Source organism: Rhizobium sp. CCGE 510 (genome assembly GCF_000292525.1).
In the GTDB taxonomy this organism is placed as follows: domain Bacteria; phylum Pseudomonadota; class Alphaproteobacteria; order Rhizobiales; family Rhizobiaceae; genus Rhizobium.
Map to the genome: position 1 here is coordinate 153,333 of NZ_AEYF01000044.1, position 25,687 is coordinate 179,019.

At 61.7% G+C, this 25,687-nt stretch carries 21 protein-coding genes; 6 read left to right on the plus strand and 15 right to left on the minus strand.

Going from position 1 to position 25,687, the window contains the following annotated elements; all coding sequences use genetic code 11:
* Positions 1 to 113 precede the first annotated feature (113 nt).
* From RCCGE510_RS20830 to RCCGE510_RS20835, 3 genes are all read right to left on the minus strand, one after another.
* A complete protein-coding gene (locus RCCGE510_RS20830; protein ID WP_007633223.1) occupies positions 114 to 2,642 on the minus strand; it encodes a HAMP domain-containing methyl-accepting chemotaxis protein in 2,529 nt (842 codons plus the stop codon).
* 313 nt (positions 2,643 to 2,955) lie between these two features.
* The gene (locus RCCGE510_RS35240) at positions 2,956 to 3,099 is read right to left on the minus strand and encodes a hypothetical protein (RefSeq protein WP_007633224.1); all 144 of its coding nucleotides are present in this window, start codon (positions 3,097 to 3,099) and stop codon (positions 2,956 to 2,958) included.
* A 145-nt stretch (positions 3,100 to 3,244) separates the two neighbouring features.
* Positions 3,245 to 4,465: an NAD(P)/FAD-dependent oxidoreductase gene (locus RCCGE510_RS20835; RefSeq protein ID WP_007633225.1), complete on the minus strand. Its 1,221-nt coding sequence runs from the start codon at positions 4,463 to 4,465 to the stop codon at positions 3,245 to 3,247.
* 87 nt (positions 4,466 to 4,552) lie between these two features.
* On the opposite strand from RCCGE510_RS20835, the gene RCCGE510_RS20840 reads away from it, so the two are divergent.
* From RCCGE510_RS20840 to edd, 5 genes are all read left to right on the plus strand, one after another.
* Positions 4,553 to 5,989: a glutamine synthetase family protein gene (locus tag RCCGE510_RS20840; RefSeq protein WP_007633226.1), complete on the plus strand. Its 1,437-nt coding sequence runs from the start codon at positions 4,553 to 4,555 to the stop codon at positions 5,987 to 5,989.
* Between the two features lie 9 nt (positions 5,990 to 5,998).
* On the plus strand, positions 5,999 to 7,297 hold the full coding sequence (locus RCCGE510_RS20845) for an FAD-binding oxidoreductase (protein ID WP_007633228.1): 1,299 nt from the start codon (positions 5,999 to 6,001) through the stop codon (positions 7,295 to 7,297).
* Between the two features lie 134 nt (positions 7,298 to 7,431).
* Entirely contained in the window at positions 7,432 to 8,907 is a 1,476-nt protein-coding gene (gene zwf / locus RCCGE510_RS20850) for a glucose-6-phosphate dehydrogenase (protein ID WP_007633233.1), read from the plus strand.
* Between the two features lie 10 nt (positions 8,908 to 8,917).
* The gene (gene pgl / locus RCCGE510_RS20855) at positions 8,918 to 9,616 is read left to right on the plus strand and encodes a 6-phosphogluconolactonase (protein WP_007633235.1); all 699 of its coding nucleotides are present in this window, start codon (positions 8,918 to 8,920) and stop codon (positions 9,614 to 9,616) included.
* Between the two features lie 78 nt (positions 9,617 to 9,694).
* Positions 9,695 to 11,518: a phosphogluconate dehydratase gene (gene edd / locus RCCGE510_RS20860; protein ID WP_007633236.1), complete on the plus strand. Its 1,824-nt coding sequence runs from the start codon at positions 9,695 to 9,697 to the stop codon at positions 11,516 to 11,518.
* Positions 11,519 to 11,599: 81 nt separating this feature from the next.
* Here edd and RCCGE510_RS20865 read toward each other — a convergent pair whose 3' ends face one another.
* The 6 genes from RCCGE510_RS20865 to RCCGE510_RS20890 all read right to left on the minus strand — a co-directional run bounded on the left by RCCGE510_RS20865 (position 11,600) and on the right by RCCGE510_RS20890 (position 18,655).
* Positions 11,600 to 11,953, minus strand: a complete 354-nt coding sequence (locus tag RCCGE510_RS20865; RefSeq protein WP_007633240.1) for a hypothetical protein — start codon at positions 11,951 to 11,953, stop codon at positions 11,600 to 11,602.
* A gap of 176 nt (positions 11,954 to 12,129) precedes the next feature.
* On the minus strand, positions 12,130 to 13,218 hold the full coding sequence (gene ugpC / locus RCCGE510_RS20870; protein WP_007633241.1) for a sn-glycerol-3-phosphate ABC transporter ATP-binding protein UgpC: 1,089 nt from the start codon (positions 13,216 to 13,218) through the stop codon (positions 12,130 to 12,132).
* Between the two features lie 24 nt (positions 13,219 to 13,242).
* Complete coding sequence (locus tag RCCGE510_RS20875) at positions 13,243 to 14,895, minus strand: alpha-glucosidase (protein ID WP_007633242.1); 1,653 nt, start codon at positions 14,893 to 14,895, stop codon at positions 13,243 to 13,245.
* Between the two features lie 34 nt (positions 14,896 to 14,929).
* Positions 14,930 to 16,093: a carbohydrate ABC transporter permease gene (locus RCCGE510_RS20880; RefSeq protein ID WP_007633243.1), complete on the minus strand. Its 1,164-nt coding sequence runs from the start codon at positions 16,091 to 16,093 to the stop codon at positions 14,930 to 14,932.
* A 1-nt stretch (position 16,094) separates the two neighbouring features.
* Entirely contained in the window at positions 16,095 to 17,108 is a 1,014-nt protein-coding gene (locus tag RCCGE510_RS20885; RefSeq protein WP_007633245.1) for a sugar ABC transporter permease, read from the minus strand.
* 185 nt (positions 17,109 to 17,293) lie between these two features.
* Positions 17,294 to 18,655, minus strand: a complete 1,362-nt coding sequence (locus RCCGE510_RS20890; RefSeq protein ID WP_007633247.1) for an ABC transporter substrate-binding protein — start codon at positions 18,653 to 18,655, stop codon at positions 17,294 to 17,296.
* Positions 18,656 to 18,952: 297 nt separating this feature from the next.
* Between RCCGE510_RS20890 and RCCGE510_RS20895 the strand changes: the two genes are divergently transcribed.
* Positions 18,953 to 19,978 carry a substrate-binding domain-containing protein gene (locus tag RCCGE510_RS20895; RefSeq protein WP_007633249.1) on the plus strand — a complete coding sequence of 342 codons (1,026 nt, stop codon included), beginning with the start codon at positions 18,953 to 18,955 and terminating at the stop codon, positions 19,976 to 19,978.
* On the opposite strand, the gene folD is transcribed toward RCCGE510_RS20895, so the two are convergent.
* From folD to RCCGE510_RS20925, 6 genes are all read right to left on the minus strand, one after another.
* Positions 19,979 to 20,878, minus strand: coding sequence for a bifunctional methylenetetrahydrofolate dehydrogenase/methenyltetrahydrofolate cyclohydrolase FolD (folD, locus tag RCCGE510_RS20900; RefSeq protein ID WP_007633251.1), 900 nt, complete (start codon positions 20,876 to 20,878; stop codon positions 19,979 to 19,981).
* A gap of 120 nt (positions 20,879 to 20,998) precedes the next feature.
* On the minus strand, positions 20,999 to 22,780 hold the full coding sequence (locus RCCGE510_RS20905) for a hypothetical protein (protein WP_007633252.1): 1,782 nt from the start codon (positions 22,778 to 22,780) through the stop codon (positions 20,999 to 21,001).
* 185 nt (positions 22,781 to 22,965) lie between these two features.
* Complete coding sequence (locus tag RCCGE510_RS20910; protein ID WP_007633253.1) at positions 22,966 to 23,805, minus strand: WecB/TagA/CpsF family glycosyltransferase; 840 nt, start codon at positions 23,803 to 23,805, stop codon at positions 22,966 to 22,968.
* A 290-nt stretch (positions 23,806 to 24,095) separates the two neighbouring features.
* On the minus strand, positions 24,096 to 24,635 hold the full coding sequence (locus RCCGE510_RS20915) for a hypothetical protein (RefSeq protein ID WP_007633254.1): 540 nt from the start codon (positions 24,633 to 24,635) through the stop codon (positions 24,096 to 24,098).
* On the minus strand, positions 24,635 to 25,000 hold the full coding sequence (locus RCCGE510_RS20920) for a hypothetical protein (protein WP_003556590.1): 366 nt from the start codon (positions 24,998 to 25,000) through the stop codon (positions 24,635 to 24,637). The genes RCCGE510_RS20915 and RCCGE510_RS20920 overlap by 1 nt, the downstream gene beginning before the upstream one ends.
* Positions 25,001 to 25,123: 123 nt before the next feature.
* Positions 25,124 to 25,687, minus strand: coding sequence for a rod-binding protein (locus tag RCCGE510_RS20925; protein ID WP_007633255.1), 564 nt, complete (start codon positions 25,685 to 25,687; stop codon positions 25,124 to 25,126).

The following is a 25,687-nucleotide window of genomic DNA, read 5'->3' on the forward strand; positions in this document are numbered from 1 at the left end:
GACGAAAAGCGTTAAGGAAAATTTTCCGTAAATCAGGGCTACGGCTGCCCCTATACGAAACGCAAAAACGGCCCCGGAAGCCAGGGCCGTTCTCGTGTAGATGGGATCGACAATCAGGCGGCGCGGTAGACCGGCGCGGCGGTCTCGCCGTCGATCTTGAACTGCTGGATGAGACGCCGCAGCGAACCCGCCTCGTCGGCGAGTTCGCGGCTGGCAGCTGTCGTCTCTTCCACCATGGCGGCGTTCTGCTGCGTCATCTGGTCCATCTGATTGACCGTCGCGTTGACGCTCTGCAACGCATTGGACTGGTCGTGGCTGGCGCGGGCGATCATCTCGACATGCTGGCTGATCGTGACGATCTGAGCGCTGATCTTGGCGAGCACCGTGCCGGTCTCCTGGACGAATTGCGAGCCGGAACTGACCTCGTTGGTCGACTTGTTGATCAGGCCCTTGATCTCCTGCGCCGCGGCGGCCGAGCGCTGGGCCAGTTCGCGGACTTCCATGGCGACGACTGCAAAGCCCTTGCCGGCCTCGCCGGCGCGGGCCGCCTCGATGCCGGCATTCAGCGCCAGCAGATTGGTCTGGAAGGCGATCTCGTCAATGACGCCGATGATCTGCTCGATCTGGCGCGAGGCATCCTCGATGCGGCCCATCGCATCGATCGCATTGCTGACGACGACGGCGGAATCGTCGGCGCTGCGCTTGGCCTGTCGGACGATCTGGTCGGCGTCCTTGGCGCGTTCGGCCGACGAGCGGACCGTGACGGTGATCTCATCGACGGCGGCCGCGGTCTCTTCGAGCGAGGCAGCCTGCTGCTCGGTGCGCTTGGAGAGATCCTCGGCCGACTGAGCCATCTGGTTGCCATTGCCCTGGATCAGTTCGACATTGTCGCGGATCTGGCTCATCGTCGCCTGCAGGCGCATCATCGAGCCATTGAAATCCTGGCGCAGCTGTTCGAGACGGCCGATGAAGGGCGTCTCGATCGTCGTCGAGATATCGCCCTGCGACATGCGTTCGAGGCCGGCAGCGAGCGCGTTGACGGCGAATTCGATCTGGCGATCCATCTCGCGCTTGTCGGCGTCGTTGCGCTGGCGCTCATGTTCGGCGGCGGCGCGTTCCTCATCGCTCTGCTCTTCGATGCGGATCTTCGAAATGGCATTTTCCTTGAAGATGCCGAGGGCGCGGGCCATGTCGCCGATTTCATCGTGACGCTGCTCGCCGGAGATGCTGGTCTCCAGCGCCCCTTCGGCGATACGGCGCATGGCGGCGGTGATCTGGCTGATCGGGCGCTGCAGCGTCAGAACCAGGGCGATGCCGCCGAGGATCGACAGGAGGATGCCAAGACCGGTGGTGATGACGGAGATGCCGTTTGCCTGGGTGCGCTCGGTACCGGCCGTCTGCTTCTGCAGTTCGGCGAAATCGGTGAGCTTGTTCCAGATCTGGTCGAGCTCCTGGCGAGCAGCGGCATAGGCCGTGACGCGCTCGCCGATCGTATCGACGATCTTCGAGCCGCCGCCGGAGATGGCGTCGAGTGCGGGCTGGATTGCGCCGGATATGCCTTCGGCAAAGCCCATGCCCTTGGCGCTGGTGGTCAGCACCTGCATGTCCTTGCCGAGCGTGCCGGCCTGCTGCTGCAGACGCACGAGATTTTCCTTGCTCGAGCTGGCGAGGAAATCGGAAAGGACGATCTGCAGCGCATAGACGGAATTTTCGAGGCGGCGTGTATCCTGAAGGACAGAGTTGGTCTGGCCGATGCGGCCCTCAAGCTCGGCAAAACGCTGTGTAGCCTCGCGCATTTTCTGCGTCGCGGTCAGCTGCGTATAGGTTGATGTCTGCCGGAAGCGCGACACGAGACGGCCGAGTTCGGCGATATTCTCGTCGGTCGGAGCGGGGATCGCAGTGATTGCCTTGATACTGTCGATGGTCGCGGCCAGCGCGTCGATGACGTTCTTCTGATTGGTCGGAACCGAGATGGCGATCAGGCGCTGCGATTTGACGATCGCAGGCATCTGTTCGTTGATGTAGGCGATCTTTTCCGGCGGCGTCTGCGGCTTGCTGTAGCCGCTGGCGACCGTGCCGAGGAAATCGCCGCCCTTCAGCAGGCGGTCGGCGGTGCGCAGCGTGATGGTCGCCGCACCCTCGTCGTTCTGAAGCGCAGTCTGCAATTCCTCGGCCTGGTAGGAGACCGTGAAGCGGGTGCTGATCAGGCTCTTCTGCGCCGCGTCGATCTGCTCATGCAGCGCCTGCTCCTGCTCATGCAGGCCCCAGAGCTTGCCGACGACGCCTGAAATGTCCTTGGTGCGGCGCGCTGCTTCGGCAAGGCTGTCGCGGCCGGCGGCCTCTTCACCAACCTGGTTCAGCGTCTGTTCTAGCACGCCCTGCTGGGTCGTCAGATCGGTGAGCAGCTTGTCGCGTGCCTGCTGGCTGGTGACGCGCAGGAAGTCGTCCATCGAACCGTAGAGATCCTTGAAGCCGCTCAGCGACTGCAGCACGCTGTTGGATATTTCCATGCGGCCCTGAAGCAGTCCCGAAGCGTAGAGGCCCGTCAGGCCCACCGCCGAAATGGTGACGACGAAAGGCAGAACGAAGATCAGGACCTTCGTCTTGATCCTGAAGCGGGAAAGAATCTTGTCAATCAACATGGCGTTCCGGGCCTTTCATACACCACTCCTCCCGCAGGCGGCCATTGGGCGCCAGCCGGGTGCACATCGAGCTGTTCTTAATTTACATTGGGGAACCTGGAAGCCAGGCGGCAGTCATTGCCAGTTCATGTCCAAACAACTTGGAGATGCCCAAATATTCGCGGGCAATTGTGTCAGATTAGATATTAATTTTCGGATAAGTTGCGACGGCGGGTTAAGCCAAGGCAGTGAAATAGTTGCAATTTTGTAAGCCGTGACGCCGCAGGGCGGCAATCAACATGCCGCAATGTTCTTCCAAGGCCTGAAGACAGGATCAGATGAAGTGCGAGAGCAGCAGCGCGAGGCTTGCGGCGGTGGCGCCGGCTGCCAGCATCAGATAACGCAGGGTGACCATGCGGGCATCAGGCTTTGCCTCGGCAATTGCGATGGCGCGGGCGCGTCGTGTGTTTCTGGTCATGCTGGAAACCTCACTTCTGTCTGACACAACAATCCAACAAAACGGCTTGCTGGTAAAGCTTATTTAGGAACAGCTTTGCAGACCGCCAATTGAGACAGGATGGCGCACCTCTATTAAGAAGTTTTGAATCGGCATCTTCAATACGTTACGCGCATTCGCCGGCGGCAAATCCTGAGGCCCAGGCCCATTGGAAATTATAGCCGCCGAGCCAGCCGGTGACGTCGACGCATTCGCCGACGAAATAGAGCCCGGGCACGGTTTTTGCTTCCATGCTGCGGGAATCGAGCGCTACCGTGTCGATACCACCGAGCGTCACTTCGGCGGTGCGGTAACCTTCCGAGCCGGACGGCTTGACCGCAAAGGTCTGAGCGCTCGCGGCAAGGCGCAGCAGCGCCTTATCAGGCAGATCGGCCATGTTGCCGGAGATTTTCTCGCGCTCGACGAGAAACTGGGCCAGCCGTTTCGGCAGGATGTCGCCAAGCGCCGTCTGCGGCGACTGGCGGCCGTTGCGCTGCTTTGCCGTCTTCAGATGTGCTGCAATGTCGATATCCGGCTCGATCGAAACGACGATCTCGTCGCCTTCGCGCCAGTAGGAGGAGATCTGCAGGATGGCGGGTCCACTGAGGCCCCGATGGGTGAACAGCAGCGCCTCGCGGAAGGCGGTCCGGCCATGGCGGATTTCGGCCGGGGCTGAAATGCCGGCGAGCGGGGCGATGGCCTCGAGCAGGCCTGGATCGAGCGTCAGCGGCACGAGGCCGGGGCGGGTTTCAAGCACGGCCAAGCCGAACTGTTCGGCAAGGCGATAGGCAAAGCCGGTGGCGCCCATCTTCGGGATCGACTTGCCGCCGGTGGCGACGATCAGCGACGATGCTTCAAAGCTATCATCACTGGTCGAGACGCGAAAACCCGCCTCCACCCTTTCGACGGCCGATATCGCGGTGCCAAGATGCAGCTGTACGCCGGCGCTGCGCATTTCAGCGAGCAGCATGCGGATGACGTCTTTGGCACTATCGTCGCAGAAAAGCTGGCCCAACGTCTTTTCGTGCCAGGCAATGCCGTGCCGGTCGATCATGGCGATGAAATCGGCGGGCGTGAAACGAGCAAGCGCCGACTTGCAGAAATGCGGGTTGGCAGAGAGGAAATTCTTCGGTCCGGCATGGATATTGGTGAAATTGCAGCGGCCGCCGCCCGATATGCGGATCTTCTCGCCAGGCGCCCTCGCATGGTCGAGGATCGCGACCGAACGGCCGCGTTTTCCAGCCCGGATAGCGGCCATCATGCCCGCCGCCCCGGCGCCGATGACGATGACGTCGCTTTTGCGCTGCAAACCCGTTTCCCCGATCAAGACAGCGTCTTCTTTTTCCATCAAAGGGCGAAAGTCAACGTTCTCAACCTCTCGCCAATTGTTAAAGTCCGGTTATGATGGCGCCACGATCAACCAGACCGGTGTGTCATGTCCCCAAAAAAGACGACGCTGAAACCTGCCAAAAACGTACCCGCCTCGAAGAAAACTCCCCCGGACCCGGGATCCCTGCGCGGCGTTGCGAACTGGAAGGAAGCAGCGCGGTGGCTGAGGGACAGGGGCATCGAAGACATCGAATGCATCACCCCGGATCTTGCCGGCGTTCCGCGCGGCAAGATGATGCCGAGCTCGAAATTCACCTCGAACACATCGCTGGCGCTGCCTTCGGCGATCTACCGGCACACGATTTCGGGCGAGTACCCGGAGGAGACGGAGAGCTTCCGTTACGAGCCACGCGACAGCGACCTGAAGCTGATGCCCGACCTTTCGACGCTTTCGGTCGTGCCCTGGGAGACCGACCCGACGGCGCAGGTGATCTGCGACATCGTCGATTCCGACGGCGGCGAAGTGCCCTATACGCCGCGCAACGTGCTGAAACGTATTTTGAGCCTCTATCACGACCGCGGCTGGAAGCCGATCGTGGCGCCGGAGATCGAATTCTACCTGGTCGCCAAGAATGACGACCCCGACTATCCGCTGCACCCGCCCAAGGGCCGGTCCGGCCGCTCGATCCTCGGCGGCCAGGGCTATTCGATCGCCGGGATCAACGAATTCGACGAACTGATCGACGACATCTACCATTTCTCGGAGAAGCAGGGCCTCGAGATCGATACGCTGATCCATGAAGAGGGGCCGGCGCAGCTCGAGATCAACCTGCGCCACGGCAATCCGATCGAACTTGCCGACCAGGTGTTCCTGTTCAAACGGACGATCCGCGAGGCGGCGCTGAAGCACGACATCTATGCGACCTTCATGGCCAAGCCGATGCAGGCCCAGCCGGGTTCGGCGATGCATATCCATCAATCGGTGGTCAACATCGAGACGGGCAAGAACGTCTTCTCCAATGCGGACGGATCGGCTTCGAAGGAATTCTTCCATTTCATCGGCGGCATGCAGAAATTCGTGCCGAGCGCGATGGCGATGCTGGCGCCCTATGTGAATTCCTACCGGCGGCTGCAGCCTGACATGTCCTGCCCGGTCAACAATGCCTGGGGTTACGACAACCGGACGACGGCCTTCCGCGTTCCGGTTTCTGATCCGCAGGCGCGGCGCGTCGAAAACCGGCTGCCGAGTTCGGACGCCAATCCCTATCTAGCGCTTGCCGCCTCGCTCGCCGCCGGCCTGCTCGGCATCCAGAAGCAGATCGAGCCGACGGCGCCGACGGAGGATTCGGCCAATGAAGGCTCGATCGATCTGCCGCGTGGCTTGCTGGAAGCCGTGGCGCTGCTCGAGGAGGAACCCGCCTTCGAGGAGATTTTCGGCAAGCAGTTCATCGGCCTCTATGCCGGCGTCAAGCGCGGCGAGTTCGAGACCTTCATGCAGGTGATCAGCCCCTGGGAGCGGGAATTCCTTCTGCTCAACGTGTGAGGGAGCGTCATGGCATCCAAGGAGATGTGGCAGAGCCCGATCTCGCCGGGGCTATCCTGGTATCAGGCAACCATCGGGGAGCGGCCCACCTATGCCGCCCTCGACGGCTCGAGAATAGCAGACGTCGCCGTCATCGGCGGCGGCTATACCGGCCTGCAGGCCGCCTATAATCTTGCCAAGGCAGGCGTTTCGGTGGTGCTGATCGAGGCCTGCCGCTTCGGTGACGGGGCATCCGGACGCAATGGCGGCCAACTTGGCACCGGCCAGCGATGGTGGCCGGAAGAACTCGAGGAGAAAATCGGCTACGAGCGCTCGAAGGCGCTGTTTGATCTTGCCGAGGCGGCCAAGCGCCATCTGATCGATTTCGCCCGCGAGCACCAGATCGAGATCGACTATGTGCCCGGCCAGCTCAACGTCGCGCACAAGGCGAGTTATAAACGCGCCTATTACGAAAATGCCGAGATCGCCGCGCTGCGTTACGACTATCCGCACATCAGCTTCATGGACGAGAAGGAAACGCAGGAGCGGCTCGGCTCGAAGCGTTTTCATTGCGGCGTGCGCGATGTCGGCACCGGCCATATCCATCCGCTGAAGCTGCTGGTCGGTCTGGCGAGGGTCGCCGCCAATGCCGGTGCTTCGATCTACGAGATGACCGCGGCAAAGGCGATCCGCCAGGGCGGCGGCAAGGTGACGATCGAAACCGAACGAGGAACGATCACAGCCGACCGGGCGCTGATCGCCTGCGACGGCCATATCGACGGCCTCGAACCGGTGACGGCAAGGCATGTCATGCCGATCCGCTCCTTCATCGGTGCTACAGCTCCGCTCGATGGGCATCCCGATGTCCTGCCGGGCGGCGAGGCCGTGGCCGATTCGCGCTTCGTCGTGCGCTACTTCCGCAAATTCGGCGACGGCCGGCTGCTGTTTGGCGGACGCGAGGCCTATACGTCGGACAATCCGAAGGACATTTCCGAGCACATCCGCCGGCAGATCGCCGAGATCTATCCCGCCCTGAAGGACATCGACATCACCCATGCCTGGGGCGGCAGCGTCGGCATCACCATGCCGCGCCAGCCCTTCGTGCGCGAGGTCATGCCCGGCGTCATCTCGATTGGCGGTTATTCCGGCCATGGCGTCATGCTGTCAAATTACTGTGGCAAGCTCTATGCGGAAACGGTGCTTGGAAAATCCGGCGATCTCGACCTCTTCACATCGCTCGATATTCCCGCTTTTCCCGGCGGTGCCAGCATGCGGGCGCCGTTGCTTTTCCTCGCCTTGTCGTGGTTTGCGCTTCGCGACAAATTTTAGTCCGATTGCGGATTTCCTCTTGCCGAAATTCGCTCTAAAACCGGTGCCTGAGAAATTCATTGCACCGCACACTGGCTTTTTTAAATCGATTAGATTAAAAGGGCCGCCAACCAGCCTGATTGAGAGACAAGCTCATGAGCAGCCAAATCATTCCCGTTGAGCCTTTTGATTATGTCGTCTTCGGCGGCAGCGGCGACCTTGCCGAACGCAAGCTTCTGCCCGCGCTGTATCATCGCCAGATCGAAGGCCAGTTTACGGAACCGACCCGTGTGATCGGCGCCTCGCGCAGCCCGTTGACACACGAGGAATACCGCAAATTCGCCAAAGACGCGCTGAACGAGCACCTGAAGAAGGGCGAATACGACGAAGCGGAAGTGGAGAAATTCTGTGCCCGCCTCTATTACGTCTCGGTCGACGCCCGCACCGACACCGGCTGGGATCAGCTGAAGAAACTGCTCGACGAGGGCAAGGATCGGGTGCGCGCCTTCTACCTCGCGGTTGCGCCGGGCATCTTCGGCGACATTTCGCAGAAGATCCACGACCACAAGCTGATCACCAAGTCGACCCGCATCGTCGTCGAAAAGCCTATCGGCCGCGACCTCGCCTCGGCGCTGCAGCTCAACGACACGATCGGCCGTGCCTTCAAGGAAGAACAGATCTTCCGCATCGACCACTATCTCGGCAAGGAGACGGTGCAGAACCTGATGGCGCTGCGCTTCGCCAACGCGCTTTATGAGCCGCTGTGGAATGCCAATTACATCGATCACATCCAGATCACCGTGGCTGAAGCGGTCGGCCTCGAGGGTCGCGCCGGCTATTACGATACGGCAGGCGCATTGCGCGACATGGTGCAGAACCACATCCTGCAGCTGCTCTGCCTGACGGCGATGGAAGTGCCATCGTCGATGGATTCGGAAGCCGTTCGTGACGAAAAGCTGAAGGTGCTGCGCGCGCTGAAGCCGCTCAATGCCTCCAATGTCGAGCAGGCAACGGTCCGCGGCCAGTATCGCGCCGGCGCATCGGGCAGCGGCCCGGTCAAGGGCTATCTCGAAGAGCTCGAAGGCGGCGTCTCGAACACCGAGACCTTCGTCGCCATCAAGGCGGAGATCAACAATTGGCGCTGGGCCGGCGTTCCCTTCTATATCAGAACCGGTAAGCGCCTGACCGGGCGCATGTCCGAGATCGTCATCACCTTCAAGCCGATCCCGCATGCGATCTTCGACCAGGCGGCTGGACGCATCGTCGCCAACCAGCTGATTATCCGGCTGCAGCCGGATGAGGGCGTCAAGCAGTCGCTGATGATCAAGGATCCGGGCCCGGGCGGCATGCGCCTGCGCAACGTTTCGCTCGACATGAGCTTCGCCCAGGCCTTCAACGTCCGCAATCCGGATGCCTACGAGCGTCTGCTGATGGACGTGATCCGCTCCAACCAGACATTGTTCATGCGCCGCGACGAAGTCGAAGCCGCATGGAAATGGGTGGATCCGATCCTCAAGGGTTGGGAAACGACCGGCCAGCAGGTACAGGGCTATACGGCCGGCACCTGGGGCCCGAGCCAGGCCATCGCGCTGATCGAGCGCGACGGCCGCACCTGGCACGACGATATCTAGGACGACACCGATGGCATCGACCCTGCATTCCTTCGCCAGTCCTGCGGATCTCGCCGGCAGCCTCGCCGACAAGGTCGCGGATACACTTTCGGCGGCGATCGCCGCCCGCGCAACGGCGTCCATCGCCGTTTCCGGCGGCTCAACCCCGAAGCTGTTCTTCCAGGCCCTGTCGACGCGCGACATCGCCTGGGACAAGGTGACGATCACGCTTGTCGACGAGCGTTTCGTGCCGGCCGACAATGCGCGCTCGAACCATCTGCTGGTCGATGCCAACCTCCTACAGAACAAGGCCAAGGCAGCGCATTTCCTGCCGCTCTATCAGGACACGGCCTCGGCGGAGGAGGCCGCAAAGCTTGCGACCGAGGAGACCAGGGCAATCAGTTCACCCTTCGACATCGTCATCCTCGGCATGGGCGGCGACGGCCATACCGCCTCGTTCTTTCCGGGCGGCAGCAACCTTGCCAAGGCGCTCGATGCATCGACGCCGCGCGGCATCATCACCATGGAAGCGGAAGGGGCCGGCGAGCCGCGCCTGACATTCACCTTCTCCAGTCTTCAGGATGCCGCACTCCTGGTTCTCCATATTGAGGGCGAAGGCAAAAAAGACGTTCTCGCCAAGGCGGAAGGCACGGGTGAAGAGGCAGACATGCCGATCCGCGCCGTTCTGCGCCGGGCCACTTCCCCGGTCGAGATCTACTGGGCTCCCTGATCGGCCGTTAATCCGGATCGAGATTTCAGGCCAGAGCCGCCGAACAGATTAAGACAACGAACAAGGCAGGGATCTTCCATGTCCGCTCACGCACGCATTTCTGCGATCACCAATCGCATTGTCGAACGCTCGAAACCAACCCGCGAGCGCTACCTGGAACGCCTGCGCGCCGCCGCTTCCCAGGGTGTGCAGCGCTCGGTGCTCGGCTGCGCCAACCTTGCCCACGGTTTTGCGGTCTGTTCCCCCGCCGATAAGGATGCGCTCGCCGGCGACCGCATCCCCAATCTCGGCATCATCACCGCCTATAACGACATGCTCTCGGCACATCAGCCGTTCGAGACCTATCCGGCGATCATCCGCGAGGCGGCAGCCCAGGCCGGCGGCGTGGCGCAGGTGGCAGGCGGCGTGCCGGCGATGTGCGACGGCGTCACCCAGGGACAGCCTGGCATGGAGCTTTCGCTGTTCTCGCGCGATCTGATCGCCATGTCGGCGGGCATCGGCCTGTCGCACAACATGTTCGACGCAGCCCTCTTCCTCGGCGTCTGCGACAAGATCGTGCCCGGCCTCGTGATCGCAGCCCTGTCCTTCGGACACCTGCCGTCGATCTTCGTTCCGGCCGGCCCGATGACGACAGGCCTGCCGAACGACGAGAAGTCGCGCGTGCGCCAGCTCTTCGCCGAGGGCAAAGTCGGACGGGCCGAACTGCTGGAGGCGGAATCGAAGTCCTATCACGGCCCCGGCACCTGCACCTTCTACGGCACCGCCAATTCCAACCAGATGCTGATGGAGATCATGGGCTTCCATATGCCCGGCTCCTCCTTCATCAATCCGGGCACACCGCTGCGCGAAGCGCTGACGCGCGAGGCAGCCAAGCGGGCGCTGGCGATCACCGCGCTCGGCAACGAATTCACCCCGGCGGGCGAAATGATCGACGAGCGCTCGGTCGTCAACGGCGTCGTCGGCCTGCATGCCACCGGCGGCTCGACCAATCATACACTGCACCTCGTCGCCATGGCGCGGGCGGCCGGCATCCAGCTCACCTGGCAGGACATCGCCGAGCTTTCGGAAATTGTGCCGCTGCTTGCCCGCGTCTATCCGAACGGGCTTGCCGACGTAAACCATTTCCAGGCGGCCGGCGGTATGGGCTTCCTCATCAAGGAGCTCTTGAAGCACGGGCTGGTGCATGACGACGTGCGCACCGTCTTCGGCCATGGCCTCGAAGCCTACACGGTCGATGCCCGTCTCGGCGAAAACGGCGCCGTCCTGCGCGAGCCGTCGCCTGAGAAAAGCGTCGATCCCAAGGTTCTCTCCAGCATCGAAACGCCGTTCCAGGCGAATGGCGGGCTGAAGATGCTGCGCGGCAATCTCGGCAAGGCGGTCATCAAGATATCCGCCGTCAAGCCGGAACGTCACATCATCGAGGCGCCGGCGATCATCTTCCACAGCCAGCAGGCGCTGCAGGATGCTTTCAAGGAAGGCAAGCTCAACCGCGATTTTATCGCCGTCGTGCGCTTCCAGGGCCCGAAGGCGAATGGCATGCCAGAACTGCACAAGCTGACACCTCCGCTCGGCGTGCTGCAGGACCGCGGCTTCCGCGTCGCGCTGTTGACCGACGGGCGCATGTCCGGCGCCTCCGGCAAGGTGCCGGCTGCGATCCACGTCACCCCGGAAGCGGTCGACGGCGGCCCGATCGCTCGCATTCGCGAGGGCGACATCATTCGCCTGGACGCAATCAAGGGCACGCTCGAGCTGCTTGTCGATGCGGCCGATATGGCCGAGCGCGAGCCGGTGACCGTCGATCTTTCCGACAATGAATTCGGCATGGGCCGTGAACTCTTCGCACCCTTCCGCCGCGCCGTCGGCGCTTCGGATCAAGGTGCGAGCGTGCTCTTCCACAATTAAGCTGGGCCGTTGCAGACAAACGAAACCCGCGGGGAGCGCAAAGCACCCCGCGGGTTTTTGGTATCAGTACAGTGATCTCGCTCAGGCGCGGATATCGAGCACGTAGTCGCGGTGCGCCGGATGGGTGCTGTAGACGAAGATCTTGTTCAGCTCCTTCTGCGTCAGCAGGCGCAGGAAGCGAACTTCGATCGTATTGTTGACGTTGACCTTCATCAGCAGGCAGCCGACCTTGGTGATGCGGGCATCCGGAATATCCAGATAGAACTGCTTCGGCAGGTTGAACTGGGTGAGGATCGCGAGTGTCGCGCTGCTCATCGAGATCCGGACGATATCGCAGCGGCGCGAAGCCGCGTTCATGACGCCCTTTTCCGTATATTCGATGCGCGCGGCATTCATGGTGTCCTCCATCTTGAACCGCTGCTCGCGGTCATACATGAAGGATTCTTCCTTGCTCAGGAAATGAGATTTTGGCTGTGACGGATTGGAAGCGGCCACTTGCTTATCCCCCTCGTAAATCGATGGGGAAAAGGTAACAGCCGATCTTTAACAGAAAGTGAGAATTCGGCCCGTCCCGCACAATTCTTAGGGTTATTACCCCAAAATTGGCCGCCTCATTTCCGGTAGGTATGGCCGGTCGCGTCAAACAGATGTAACTTCTGCCGGTCGGCGGCAAAGCGCATCCTTTGACCCTTCTTCACATCGTAGATGCCGGGCAGCTTGACGACGATCGGCTCGCCCGGGACCAGGCCCTCGATATAGAGCAGCGTCACTTCGCCGAGCGCTTCGACGATCGACACCTCGCCCTCGAAAAGATAGTCGGCGCCATCTGCGACCCGCAGATCCTCGGGACGAACGCCGAAACTTGCCTGTTTGCCCTTTTCCGACGCGTCGGTCGCAACATCGAGGGTCACCGACATGCCGCCGGTCAGCGTCACCGTCGTCTGGCTTCCGGTTCCGGCGACCGTCGCCGGGATAATGTTCATCGCCGGCGAGCCGATGAATTTCGCGACGAAGAGGTTGGCCGGGCGCTCATAGAGATCCAGCGGCGCGCCGACCTGCTCGATATTGCCGGCCGAAAGAACAACAATGCGATCGGCGAGCGTCATCGCCTCGACCTGGTCGTGGGTCACGTAGATCATCGTCGTATCGGCCATCTGTTCATTCAGGCGGGCGATCTCGATGCGGGTCGCGACGCGCAGCGCGGCATCGAGGTTGGAGAGCGGCTCGTCGAACAGAAAGACCTTCGGATCGCGGCAGATGGCGCGGCCGATCGCCACGCGCTGGCGCTGGCCGCCGGAAAGCGCCTTTGGCAGGCGATCGAGATATGCGGTCAGCTGCAGGCTCTCGGCCGCCGCCCGGACGCGGCGCTCGATCTCCTGCTTGCTTTCGCCGGCGATCTTCATGCCGAAAGCCATGTTGTCGAAGACGGTCATGTGCGGGTAGAGCGCATAGGACTGGAAGACCATGGCGATGCCGCGCTTGGAGGGCGGCACGTCATTGACGAGGTGGCCGTCGATATACATCTCGCCGCCGGTGATCGCCTCGAGACCGGCGATCATGCGCAGAAGCGTGGACTTGCCGCAGCCGGACGGACCGACGAAGACGATGAACTCGCCCTGCTTGATATCGAGGTCGATCCCGTGGAGAACGTCCACGGAACCGTAGGATTTGCGGATATCCTTCAGCGTCAGTCCAGTCATGATGTCTCTCTCCCCTGCTGATCCTTAAGCGAGACGGGCGAAATACGCCCCCCAGGCCGGAATATCGATCTTGTCGCCATAGTTGTTGCTGGTAAAGCCGTGCCCCGTCAATGCCTGCCATTCTCCCGCCGGCAGGGCGACGCCGGCTTCGGTCGGGCTCATATTGAAGATGCAGAGCAGCTTCTCATTGCCGTATTCACGGGTAAAGATCAGGCTATCGCCCTGCGGCTCCTCGAATTCGATCTCACCCTTGGCAAAAGCCGGGTGCAATTTGCGGAAGGCGATGAAGCGGCGATAGTGCTCCAGCACCGAAGCCTCGTCGCCCTGCTGGACGCTGACGGCGCGCAGGATATGCTCGACCGGCACCGGCAGCCAGGGCTTGACCGTCGAGAAACCGCCCTGGGCGACCTGGCTGTCCCAGACCATCGGCGTGCGGCAGCCGTCGCGGCCCTTGAATTCCGGCCAAAACTGGATGCCGTAGGGATCCTGCAGATCCTGATAGGCGAGATCGGCCTCGGTCAGCGCCAGCTCCTCACCCTGATAAAGGCAGACCGAGCCGCGCAGCGTCATCAACAGCGACGCATAGAGCTTGGCGAAGGCGTCGTGATCGGCGACCAGCCCGCCCCAGCGGCTGACATGGCGCATGACGTCGTGATTGGAGAAGGCCCAGCAGGCCCAGCCATCGGGTGCTGCAGCTTCGAAATCCTGCATCACCTCTTCGACGCGCTCCGCCGTCAGCGGATCGGGTGCCAGGAACTCGAAGGCATAGCACATATGCATCTTGTCGTTGCCGGAGGTATATTCGCCGACAATTTCAAGGCCACGCTGGCTGTCACCGACCTCACCGACGGCGGCGATTGCCGGAAATTCCTCGAGAACGGCGCGGAAGCGCTTCAGGAAGGCAAGGTTCTCCGGCCGGTTCTTGTCGTAGATATGCTCCTGGAAATTATAGGGATTGACCGCCGGCGCCGTCGAGGCGTTGCGGCGTTCCGGAGCTAGTGCGGGATTGTCGCGCAGTTGCGTATCATGGAAATAGAAATTGATGGTGTCGAGGCGGAAGCCGTCGACGCCGCGATTGAGCCAGAAGCGGACGACATCAAGCAGACGGTCCTGCACCTCGGGATTATGCAGGTTCATATCCGGCTGCGAGGTCAGGAAGTTGTGCAGGTAATATTGCATGCGCGTCGGATCCCACGCCCATGCCGAACCGCCGAAGATCGACAGCCAGTTGTTCGGCGGCGTGCCATCCGGCTTGGCGTCGGCCCAGACATACCAGTCGGCCTTGGCGTTGGTCTTGCTGGAGCGGCTCTGCACGAACCAGGGATGCTGATCCGAGCTGTGGGAGATGACGAGGTCGATCATCACCCGGATGCCGAGACGATGAGCCTCAGCGATCATCGTGTCGAAATCCACCAGCGTGCCGAAGATCGAATCGACATTCTCGTAGTCGGAAACGTCGTAACCGAAATCGCGCATCGGCGAGGTGAAGAAGGGCGAGATCCAGATGGCATCGACGCCGAGACTTGCCACATGCGGCAGGCGGGCGGTGATGCCCTTCAGGTCGCCGATGCCGTCACCGTTCGAATCCTGGTAGGAGCGCGGGTAGATCTGATAGATCACCGCTCCGCGCCACCAGTCCTTATCGGGGGTCGAAATCGATTGGGGAGCCACGTTCATGGAATATCCTGTTTGAAGTCACGGTCGAAAATGGTCAGCCTCCCTTGACCGAACCCGCCAGCAGGCCACGCACCAGATAACGCTGCAGCCCGAAGAAGACGAGCAGCGGCACGATGATGGTGACGAAGGCCGACGCCGTCAAAATCTCCCAATTGCCGCCGCGTGAGCCGAGCAGCGCGTTGAGGCTGCCTGTGAGAACGAGGTGGTCCTTGTCGGTGCCGAGGAATACCATGGCGACGAGCAGGTCGTTCCACACCCACAGGAACTGGAAGATGGCGAAGGAGGCGAGTGCCGGGAAGGACAGAGGCAATACGATGCGGACGAAGATCTCGAAGTCGCTGGCGCCGTCGACGCGGGCGGATTCGATAATCTCCTTCGGCAGGCCGGCGATGTAGGCCCGCAGGAGGTAGATGGCGAGCGGCATGCCGAAAGCGGTGTGAGCCAACCAGATGCCGGGATAGGTCTTGGACGGCTGGCCGAGCATCGTGCCGATCTCGTTGTAGAGGCGCAGCAGCGGGATCAGCGACATCTGCAGCGGCACGACGATGAGGCCGACGACGAGGGCTATCAGCAGCCCGCGGCCGGGAAACTCCATCCAGCTCAGGGCATAAGCGGCGAAAGCGGCAATCAGGATAGGGATGATCGTCGCCGGGATCGTCACGGTCAGTGAATTGATGAAGGACTGGCCGATGCCTTCGCCGGTCAGAACGGTTTTATAGTTCTGCATGGTGAATTCGGGCGGCGCCGAGACGGATGCATAGATGCGCCGCGGGCGTTCGTCGGGCGAAAAGGCGGCGTTCTTCATGTAACGGTAGCTGCCGTCGCCGTTGATCTGCAGGGTTTCGCCGTCGCCGAGATCGGCGGTCTCGCCGGCCTTAAAGGCAGCGGGCTGCTGCACCCGGTTGCCGAAGGCCTTCACCGAGCGGCCGGTCTGGCCTTCCAGCACATTGCCTGAAATGACGTAGGCCGCACCTTCCTGCTGCTGCTGATCGGCTGTGCCGAGGCGGACAGCGACCGTCTGCGTCGAGCCGACGAAGGATGTCCACCAGCCGGAGACGACAATCTGGTCCTTGTCGCGCAGCGCGCTGACGAAGATTCCGAGCGTCGGGATCAGCCAGACGATGACGATCAGCAGAACGGCGGCGTGAACGAAAAGACGGGCGGGGCCGATCTTGAAGTAACTTCCGACAGCGGTCATCTCAGTGGCCCTTCAGTTCGCGATTGGCGCGTCGCACGTTCCAGACCATGATCGGCGTGACGGCGAGCATGATGATGATGGCGATGACGGCGCTTCGGCCGGAATCGCCGCCGCCGCGGAACAGCCAGTCGAACATCAGGTTAGCCAGCACCATCGTCTGCCACTGGCCGTTGGTCATGGTCAGCACGATATCGAAGACCTTGAGGACGAGGATGGTGATCGTCGTCCAGACCACCGCGATCGAGCCCCAGACTTGCGGCACCATGATGCGCCAAAAGATCTGCCAGCCATTGGCGCCGTCGATGACGGCGGCCTCGATCGTCTCCTCGGGAATACCGCGAAGGGCCGCCGACAGGATGACCATGGCAAAACCGGTCTGGATCCAGATCAGGATGATCATCAGGAAGAAATTGTTCCAGAAGGGAACGGAGATCCACACCTCAGGTGTGCCGCCGAACGTCTGGACGATGGCGTTCAACAGGCCGATCTGAACGTCGTTGCCGCCGCGATACTCATAGATGAACTTCCAGATGACCGAGGCGCCGACGAAGGAGATCGCCATCGGCATGAAGACGATGCTCTTGGCGATATTGCCCCACCAGATGCGATCGGTCATCACGGCGATGACAAGGCCGAAGAAGGTGCAGGCGGCCGGCACGACGGCGAGCCAGAGGATGTTGTTGAAGATCGACTGGCGGAATTCGCGGTCGTTAAGCGCCCATTTGTAGTTGGCGACGCCGACGAACTGCTGGCCGGCGCGGTCGTAGAAGGAGAGGATGAAGGTCGCAACGACCGGGTAGACGAGATAGACGACCAGCAGGAAGAGCGCCGGGCCGACGAACAACCACGGCCGGATCAGCGCGCGGCGGTTGAGATTGCGCGATGCGGCGCGGATATCGCCATCCTTCACCGGCAGAGCGAGATCCAGGATCTTGTTCGAAAAATAGAAATAGGCCGAGCACGCGATAACGGCTCCGACCACGACGCCCAAAGCGGACACAATCTGCGACAGCATTTCGTCCCTCCCCTGCTTCCCCTGATCTTATTCCGACCGGTATTATTCTGACGCGTCAGCGCCGGTCATCGTCAATCTATGTGGATTGCCCAATCACAATATATCCCGCAATGGCCGGGCTCTTGGCGAACCCGGCCAGTCATGCAAGCCATGCCGCCGGCAAGCCGGCGGCATAATTTTGAAGATTACTTGATGCCGTCCCAGGCGCTCTGGATTTCGCCCGCTGCCTCTTCAGCCGACTTGCCGCCGACGAAATCGACCATGCCCGTCCAGAAGGCACCGGCGCCGATCTTGCCCGGCATCAGGTCGGAACCGTCGAAGCGGAAGGTGGTGGCGGAGGTCAGGATCTCGCCTTCCTTCTTCATCTGCGGATTGGCATAGGCCTCGGTGCTGACGCTCTTGTACGGCGTCAGGAAGCTCGACTGCGCCATCCAGACCTCATGCGCGATCGGGGTCTTCAGGAAGTCGATGAAGGCGCGGGCCGTCTTCGAGTCCTTGGCGATCGAGACGAGCGTGCCGGCGCCGAGAACCGGCTTGCCGAGTTCGGGATGCGAAGCATAGGTCGGCATGTAGAAGAAGTCGGCATCCTGGCCGAGTTTCGTGCCCTCAGGGAAGAAGGACGGAATGAACGACGCCTGATGGTGCATGTAGCACTTCGGCGGAACGGAGAAGAGACCCTTCGGGCTGTCGCGGAAGTCGGTCGAGGCAACAGCCGCGACGCCGCCATTGACGTATTTCTCGTTCTTGGCGAACTTGCCGAATTCGTCGATCGCGGCAACGACGGCCGGATCGGTGAATTTCAGCTCGTTGGTCGTCCACTTGTCATAGGCTTCCGGCGGCTGCATGCGCAGCATGAGGTCCTCGACCCAGTCGGTCGCCGGCCAGCCGGTGGCGCCGCCGGAACCGAGACCGATGCACCAGGGCACGCCGCCATCCTTGACGATCTGATCGGTCAGAGCATGCAGCTCTTCCATGGTCGTCGGGATCTTGTAGCCGGCTTCTTCGAAGTTCTCCGGAACGTACCAGACCAGCGATTTCACGTCGGCCTTATACGGGAAGGCGTAGAAGGCTTCCTTGCCGTCCTTGCCCTTGTAGGTTCCATAACCGACCCAGCTGTCGCCGGCGCCGTAATTGTCCTTGATCCACTTGGAGTTGTCGTCGCCGAGCGGCGTCAGGAAGCCCTTGCTGGCGAGATCGGCCAGGAGGCCGGGCTGCGGCAGAACGGCGATGTTCGGCGGCGAGCCTGCCTGCGTATCGATGACGATCTGCTGTTCGTAGTTTTCGGAAGAGGAGTATTTGACATCGATGCCGGTGGCTTCGGTGAAATAGGCAAGGACGCTCTGGAAGAACGCCTCGTCCTCGCCGCGCCACGGCCCGAAGATCGTCAGCGGCTGACCCTTCAGATCGGCATGGGCAGCCTTGAATTCGTCATAGCTCTTCCAGTTGAACTTAGCATCTTGTCCCGGGGCAAATTTCAAATCGGCCGCGGATGCAGCACCGGCAAAAAGCGCTGCCGCGGCAACGCCCATCAAAAATGACTTTTTCATGTGATCATCCTCCCATCACAATCCCAACCGCGCCAAATTCCCTCAAAAAGAAATTTCAAAGCGCTTTGACACCCAACTCATTCCACTTTCGGTGGAAGGGAGTCAAGTCATTTCACGAGAATCCCGCCGTGAACACGCTTGTAGAGCGGTGCAGCGGCGGTTATCGGGAAATATGGAGCGATTTTTCTTGAGTCAAGCGCGCCAGATGCTACATAATTGAAAGCGCTTTGGATGCCACTGGGAGGCGGCAGGCCTTTTGAAGACGGCCGACGGATGGGCCGGGAGGAAGCATAGCAGGTGAATCTCAAACAGCTATCGGAATTGCTGGGGCTGTCGCAGACGACGGTGAGCCGAGCGCTGAACGGCTATCCCGAGGTCAACGAGGCGACCAGGGAGCGCGTGCTTCAGGCTGTCAAGGAAACCGGGTATCGGCCGAACAAGGCGGCGCAGCGGCTGGCAACCGGCAAGGCAGGCTCGATCGGCCTTGTCATGCCGACGGCGCCCGGCCACCAGTCCGACGTGCATTTCGGCGAATTCCTGGCCGGGCTCGGCGAAGAGGCCGTGCGCCACGACTTCCACTTCGTCATCATGCCGGCCGACCCGGACGACGAGGTTGCGGCGCTCAGGCGCCTTGCGATCAGCGGCAATGTCGATGCACTGTTTGTCGCCTATATGCGCGGCCACGACCCGCGGCTTCCCATGCTGAAATCGCTCTCGATGCCCTATGTCGTGCACGGCCGCTCCTTCGGTTCGGAGCCTGACTATCCCTATCTCGACATCGACAATGAAGGCGCCTTCTACGATGCGACGCGGCTGTTGCTGCAGTTCGGCCATACGCGCTTTGCGCTGATGAACGGGCCGATGCAGCTCGATTTCGCCATCCGCAGGAAGAACGGCGTAATATCGGCGCTTGCCGAGCGCGGGCTGGCGCTCGAGGAGGATTGTATCAGCCATGCGCTGATGACGGACGAGCAAGGCCTGCTGGCGATGGAACACTTCCTGCAGCTGCCGGAGCGGCCAACAGCCATCCTCTGCTCCAGCACGGTGCTGGCACTCGGCGCGATCCGCGCGGTCAACCAGGCGGGATTGCGGCTCGGCGAGGATATCTCGCTGATCGCCCACGACGACGTGCTGCCGCTGTTGAAGCCGGAAAACTTCTCCGTGCCGCTGACGACGACGCGCTCCTCGCTCAGGGCCGCCGGCGTCCGCATCGCGCAGCGGTTGATCGGCACGGTGAAGCAGGCCGGCCCCTTCCCCGACCAGGAGCTCTGGAAGACCGAACTGATCGTCAGGGCGTCGACCGGCCCTGCCCCGCAGGTATAATCAAAACTGCGGCGGAGTTTGCTCTGCAGCGCGATGGGCGGCGATGACCGTGTTGGCCATCAGCATGGCGATGGTCATCGGCCCGACGCCGCCGGGAACCGGGGTGATGGTGCCGGCGACCGCAGAGACCTCCTCGAAGGCGACGTCGCCGACGAGCCGGGTCTTGCCCTCGCCTCTTTCGGGGGCTGCCACGCGATTGATGCCGACGTCGATGACCGTCGCACCCGGCTTGACCCAATCGGCCCTGACCATCTCCGGCCGGCCGACGGCGGCCACCAGGATATCGGCGTTGCGGCACACCTCGGAAAGGTTCTTGGTTCTTGAATGGGCGATCGTCACCGTCGCATTGGCGTTGAGCAGCAATTGCGCCATCGGCTTGCCGAACAGGTTGGAGCGGCCGATGACGACGGCGTTGAGGCCGGAGAGGTCCTCGCCATGGGTGCGGCGGACGAAGACCATGGCGCCGGCCGGCGTGCAGGAAACCAGTCCGGTCTTCAGGTCGCCGATGGCAAGCTTGCCGGCATTGGCGATACTGAGGCCATCGACATCCTTTTCCGGCAGGATCGACTGGATGATCGGCTCGCTGTCGAGCGGCTTCGGCAGGGGCAATTGCACCAGGATGCCGTGGATCGACGGATCGGCGTTGAGGGTGGCGACGAGGGCTGCCAGTTCCTCCTGTCTGGTCTCGGCCGGCAGCGTATGCTGGACGGATTTGAAGCCGCATTCCTTGGCCATGCGGCCCTTAGAGCCGACATAGGCGTGGCTTGCCGGATCGTCGCCGACGATGACAACCGCAAGGCCTGCCGTGACGCCGCGGCTCTTTTCCAGCGCTGTCGTCGCACTCTTGACCGTCTGAATGACCGATGCAGCTACGTTTTTACCGTCGATTACTGTCGCCACGCGTCTCTCCGCCCTGTTTCGCGTCAATCTATGGATAGTTGGCGAGCGTCAAATGCCCGCTAACGCCCTATCCTGTCGGAAAGCAGCAATGCAATATCAAAAATGCAAGGAAATGTTCGTTCAACGCAGCGGCTGCCGCACTTCGAACGTATGAACACGAAGCCGGTCGCGCAGGCCGGAGATCTCGGAGCGTAGCACCTCCATCTCGTCGACCGTGGTCGAGACCGGTTGCGGAGCCGGCGGCGCGGAAGACAGCGGCGAGGATACCGGCATTTCCTCTTCGGATGCCACCATGGGTTTGCGCAGGCGCAGCAGGAAAGCCGCAGCAAGACCGGCGACAAGACCCGCGGCAGCGCCGGCCAGCGAGCCGCCGGGCAGGCCATCGGACGACGATATCGCCGTTGCCAGCGCCGGCTTCATGAGAGCGATATGACCGTCGGCGACCGTTCCCGCCGACGCGGAAGCCGAATCTTCCAGCCGCGAACGCGCGGCCGCCGCCTTGTCGCTGAGCTCGGTCAGCCGGGAAAGATCGACCCCGGTATCCCGGCTTTGCGCGATCAGCGTGTTGCGGCGGTCGTTCAGGGCCTTCCGCGCATCGACGGCGGCCTTGGCGGCGACGTTGGCGGTCTGGGCAAGACGGGTCAGCTCCTTGCCCATATTCTCCTTCAGACCATCGGTTTCAGCCTGCTGCCGCAAAAGGCGCGGATGGCGCGGGCCGAGCTCGGCCGAAAGCTGCGCAAGCGCTGTCTTGGCGACCGCATATTTGTCGCGCCAGTCCTGCAGCGCCGGCGAGAGCATATCGGAGGGAACCGAACCGTCGAGCACGCCGGCGAGTTTTGCGGCTTTCAATCGGTCGGCCTGCGCCTTGGCGTCCAGGATGGTCTGGTCGGCCTCTTTCAGATCGGCATCGAGCCCGTCGATCTGACGGCGAAGATCGACCGCCACCTTGACGTTGCCCTCGCCGCTCTTTGCCGTGAAGGCCTTAAGTTCTGCCTTCGCCGCGTCATAGGCCTCGCGCCAGGCGGCGTCGGTTGCGGCGTTGCCGCCGGGTCCGTCTGCTGGGGAGACCGCTTCGGCAAGCCTTGCAGCAATGCGCATGGATTTGCCGCTGTCGCCGGTCGTCACTCTCACGAGGATCGTGCCGGCGGCGGCATCGGGCAATATCTCGACCGCATGCTTCAAGGTCGCCTCGGCGCGCGAGGCCGGATCGGCAGCAGCCCCGGTCGCCGAGAGGAGATCGAGCGCAACGCCAAACGCATTGGCTCTGGGGCCGGCAAATTCGGGATCGTGATCGAGTTTCAGGGCGGCGACCGTCGAAGCAATCACCCGCGTCGACATCAGCCCTTTCGCGGCAGCCTCTGTGAAGGCGGCCCGGCTTGCGGCATCGGTCTTCACCGCAAGCGTCGCTTCGGCGCGGTAGAGGGTTGGCGAAGCCGGCATCAGTGCCGGCAGGCCGGCGCCGATCGTCGTCGCAACCGCCACCATCATCGCAAGACCAATGCCGCCGACGCGACGCCGTGGCGCCGCCGGGCGGGGCACGGCCGGTTCGTCACGGATCGCGGCCGGCGGCTCGGGCGAGATCATCGGCTCGCTGGCCGGAGCAGTCGGCTCTTCACGGCGCGCCTGTTCCTGAGGAAGCGTGTGGCCGACGTCGTTGGCGGCCCGCAGGCGATTGCCGAGGATGGTCTCGATGCGATCAACCAGCGGCGGCGTGGCCGCCGCTTTTGCGCGCTGCTCTTCCAGCGCGCGGCCGATGGCGCGCAGCAGTTCGGCCTCGGGCGGCGCGATATCAGGCCGGTTCGACCGGGGCAATCCATAGGGATCGTCATGGGCGCGCGCCGTCGCAGGCGGCCGGGCGGCTGCGCGATCGTGAAAGCTGCTTCTGGCCCTGATATCGTACATTTGCGCCACATCTCATGCACATGATGGCCGAATTCGCTCATCCGCACGGATGCAGATGATTAAATCAGTCTAAATATTCATGGCAAAGAAATGGTTAACCGCAGCGTGTAAGAATTATGCATCATTCCTCAAATCGGAGTCGATCCAAGGATAAATTTGCGCGCCTGAAAAGACGCGTTGCAGCGTCAGCTGGCTTTCTTTTGGTCTGACTGCGGCTGCAGCACGGTCACGTGCTCTTCCGGATGGCTGAGGATCCTTTCGCGCCGGCGGAAGCGGTAGCGCAGGACATGGAAAAGAAAGATCGGGATGCCGACGATGTAGCGGCGCCAGAGGCGCGTCGGCTCCTGCAGCAGGCGATACGCCCACTCCATTCGCATCATCCGAACCGTCTTCGGCGCACGCGGGACGGCGCCGGAGACGAAGTCGAACAGAGCGCCCACCGTCAGCACCAGGCGCGCATGATCGGCCCGGATATTGTCGTGGACCCATTTCTCCTGCAACGGCGTTCCCATGCCGACGATCAGGATATCGAGCTTCTGGCGCTCGAGCTCGTCGGTGATGACAGTGGAATCGACCGTGTCGAAATAACCGTCGGAGACCACGACGAATTCATGCCAGGGCGTATGCCGGCGGAAATTTTCCGCCGCCGCCTCGACGACCGAACGCGTGCCCCCGATGAGGCCGATGCGGCGCGGGGCCTCCATGAAGGTGAGGAAGGCCGGCACGAAATCGGTGCCGTTCAGATTGGCGGGAAACGGCGCACCATGGGCGATCTGCGATGCGATGTTGAGGCCGATGCCGTCCGGCAGCACCAGATTGTGCGACATGATCCGGTAATATTCGTCGTCGTGAAGTGCGGTCAGCATGTTATGAGCGTTGACGAAGCAAACCACGGTCTGGCCGACCGGAATGGAGGCCAGCTCGTTGATGAAAACGAGGGCGTCGTCCCAGCCGAGATCGCAGACCGGCAGATCGAAGATCGTCCGCCGCGATGCGAGCACCGCGAAGTTTGCAATCAGATTCATTCCTACCTCCTGCCGAGGGTGCTGCATGCGCCCGACATCCCGGAAAACAAGCCCATAATTCCGCACCGGAGGTCTCGAAAGGACCGGCCGCGTCCCGCCCGGACGGCGCCGTCCCGATCTCGGGAGGCGGCACACGCCAAGCTGTGACACCTGATATAGCAGGACGGTTTCAAACAACCCTTAGGAAATTTCCTTGAATTTCTATGCGCGTATAAGTGGTTTATTAACCACACGCGCCAACGAAAAACGGCGCCCTGCGGCGCCGCTTTTCGTCGATGATAATATAATGCTTAGTGGGCGGCAGGGGCCGGCGCTTCGCCGGCCGGTGCGGTCTCGACGATCTTGACAGGTGTGCCCATCTTCTTCGGCTGCCCGGCGGAGCTTTGCTTGACCTCTTCCTTGGAGAGATAGTCGAGCTGCTCCAGCATTACGTCGGCGACATATTCGCCGCCGAGGCGCTCGTTCATGCCCTTCTTGATCTCTTCGCGGAAGGCCTTCGGATCGAAGGATTTGATGTGGGCGATATCGACCATCTTGTTGCCGATGAGCAGGCTGAAAAGCTCGTCCGTCGTCATCTCGGCCAGCGGCAGCGTCACACCCTTCAGCATCTCCTTGTTCATCATGAAGGAAACGCGGCCAAGAAGGTAGCCGGTCACCGCGCCGTCACCGATGATCGGTACCGTGATCGTTTCACCCTTCACCAATTCGAGCGCGCTCTGCTTGGAATCCGTTGCCGCGGGCGCCGGCGCAGTCGCCAGGTACACCGAGAAATAGACCGATGCCAAGGTGATGGCGCAAACCCAGACACCGGTGAGGACGAGCTTGACCATCAGTTTCCACGCGCGGCGAATTGTTCCTGGGAATAGGTGCCGTCGGCATCGGCGTCCTGAACGGCGTTCTTCAGGAGGTCGGCGACGGCGCGGACCGCTTCGAGATGCGCCTCGACACGACGGGCATTGAGAACCAGCTTTTTCTTCAAGCCGTGCAGCTGATCGAGATGGGCAGCGGCGAGCTCGGCCGGATCGGTGTCGCGGAACAGCATCGACAGCTCGTAAAGGCAGCGGCTCTTATGCGCATTGGAGACCTTAAGATCAAACTGCGGGTCGTTACCGATCCGGGTGTTCTCATTGTCGATGATCATTTCGAGGCGTCCGAGAACGGATTTGATCCTGTATTCGTTCGAAACTATTTCCATGGTACCCCCGGTTATGCGTCGTTTAGAGCATGACGCCGACAAGCGTGCGCGGTTTTCGGCCGACGTCATCTCTAACTATCTGATTGAGAACAGGATTCATATTTCGGGCCAAGGGGCCTAAAATCATCCTGTTTTATCGGTCTTGGCGTCAGCGGTTGGCGTGCCGAATGTCTTGCGCTGGAAGTCGTCGATCATGCTGAGCGCAGTGTTACGGTCATCGTTATCGGTCGAAGCATTGACGATCTTGCCTTCCTGCCGGCGCAGCTGCTCGCTGTACATCTGCTTGGCGATGCCGATGCCGTCACCCTTGGCCATGACATTGCCAAGCTGCTCGGCCATCATGCCTTTCCAGATATCGCCAGTCGCGCCCTTGCCGTAGACGTCGTCGCTTTCGCTCGGCAGCATGTTCTTGACGAAATTCTGCAGAACCATGGCCTCGAATTTCCGGTAGCTTTCCGGCACTTCCTCAGCCTTGGTGCGGTTCTGGATGTTGTTGAGGCCACTCTTCTCGCCGATATGGTCGAGAACATCGACCGTATTGGAGAAGCCCTTGCCGTTCTCGGCGAGGCTCGTTGCAGCAAAGGCCGCACGATTTGCCTTCAATTTTTCCTGGGCTGCCTGAACCTCCATGGGGTCGGCAGCTTTGACAACATCCAGGACCAGATCACTGGGGGGCGAAATAGCCAC

Bases quoted from the DNA above. Each gene is read 5' to 3' on its own strand.
- edd (WP_007633236.1), top strand. From the start codon at position 9,695: ATGTCCGCTCACGCACGCATTTCTGCGATCACCAATCGCATTGTCGAA.
- zwf (WP_007633233.1), top strand. From the start codon at position 7,432: ATGAGCAGCCAAATCATTCCCGTTGAGCCTTTTGATTATGTCGTCTTC.
- RCCGE510_RS20915 (WP_007633254.1), bottom strand. From the start codon at position 24,635: ATGGTCAAGCTCGTCCTCACCGGTGTCTGGGTTTGCGCCATCACCTTG.
- RCCGE510_RS20835 (WP_007633225.1), bottom strand. From the start codon at position 4,465: ATGGAAAAAGAAGACGCTGTCTTGATCGGGGAAACGGGTTTGCAGCGC.
- RCCGE510_RS35240 (WP_007633224.1), bottom strand. From the start codon at position 3,099: ATGACCAGAAACACACGACGCGCCCGCGCCATCGCAATTGCCGAGGCA.
- RCCGE510_RS20910 (WP_007633253.1), bottom strand. From the start codon at position 23,805: ATGAATCTGATTGCAAACTTCGCGGTGCTCGCATCGCGGCGGACGATC.
- RCCGE510_RS20920 (WP_003556590.1), bottom strand. From the start codon at position 25,000: ATGGAAATAGTTTCGAACGAATACAGGATCAAATCCGTTCTCGGACGC.
- RCCGE510_RS20830 (WP_007633223.1), bottom strand. From the start codon at position 2,642: ATGTTGATTGACAAGATTCTTTCCCGCTTCAGGATCAAGACGAAGGTC.
- RCCGE510_RS20890 (WP_007633247.1), bottom strand. From the start codon at position 18,655: ATGAAAAAGTCATTTTTGATGGGCGTTGCCGCGGCAGCGCTTTTTGCC.
- RCCGE510_RS20840 (WP_007633226.1), top strand. From the start codon at position 4,553: ATGTCCCCAAAAAAGACGACGCTGAAACCTGCCAAAAACGTACCCGCC.
- RCCGE510_RS20865 (WP_007633240.1), bottom strand. From the start codon at position 11,953: ATGTATGACCGCGAGCAGCGGTTCAAGATGGAGGACACCATGAATGCC.
- RCCGE510_RS20905 (WP_007633252.1), bottom strand. From the start codon at position 22,780: ATGTACGATATCAGGGCCAGAAGCAGCTTTCACGATCGCGCAGCCGCC.
- RCCGE510_RS20885 (WP_007633245.1), bottom strand. From the start codon at position 17,108: ATGCTGTCGCAGATTGTGTCCGCTTTGGGCGTCGTGGTCGGAGCCGTT.
- pgl (WP_007633235.1), top strand. From the start codon at position 8,918: ATGGCATCGACCCTGCATTCCTTCGCCAGTCCTGCGGATCTCGCCGGC.
- RCCGE510_RS20845 (WP_007633228.1), top strand. From the start codon at position 5,999: ATGGCATCCAAGGAGATGTGGCAGAGCCCGATCTCGCCGGGGCTATCC.
- ugpC (WP_007633241.1), bottom strand. From the start codon at position 13,218: ATGACTGGACTGACGCTGAAGGATATCCGCAAATCCTACGGTTCCGTG.
- RCCGE510_RS20875 (WP_007633242.1), bottom strand. From the start codon at position 14,895: ATGAACGTGGCTCCCCAATCGATTTCGACCCCCGATAAGGACTGGTGG.
- RCCGE510_RS20880 (WP_007633243.1), bottom strand. From the start codon at position 16,093: ATGACCGCTGTCGGAAGTTACTTCAAGATCGGCCCCGCCCGTCTTTTC.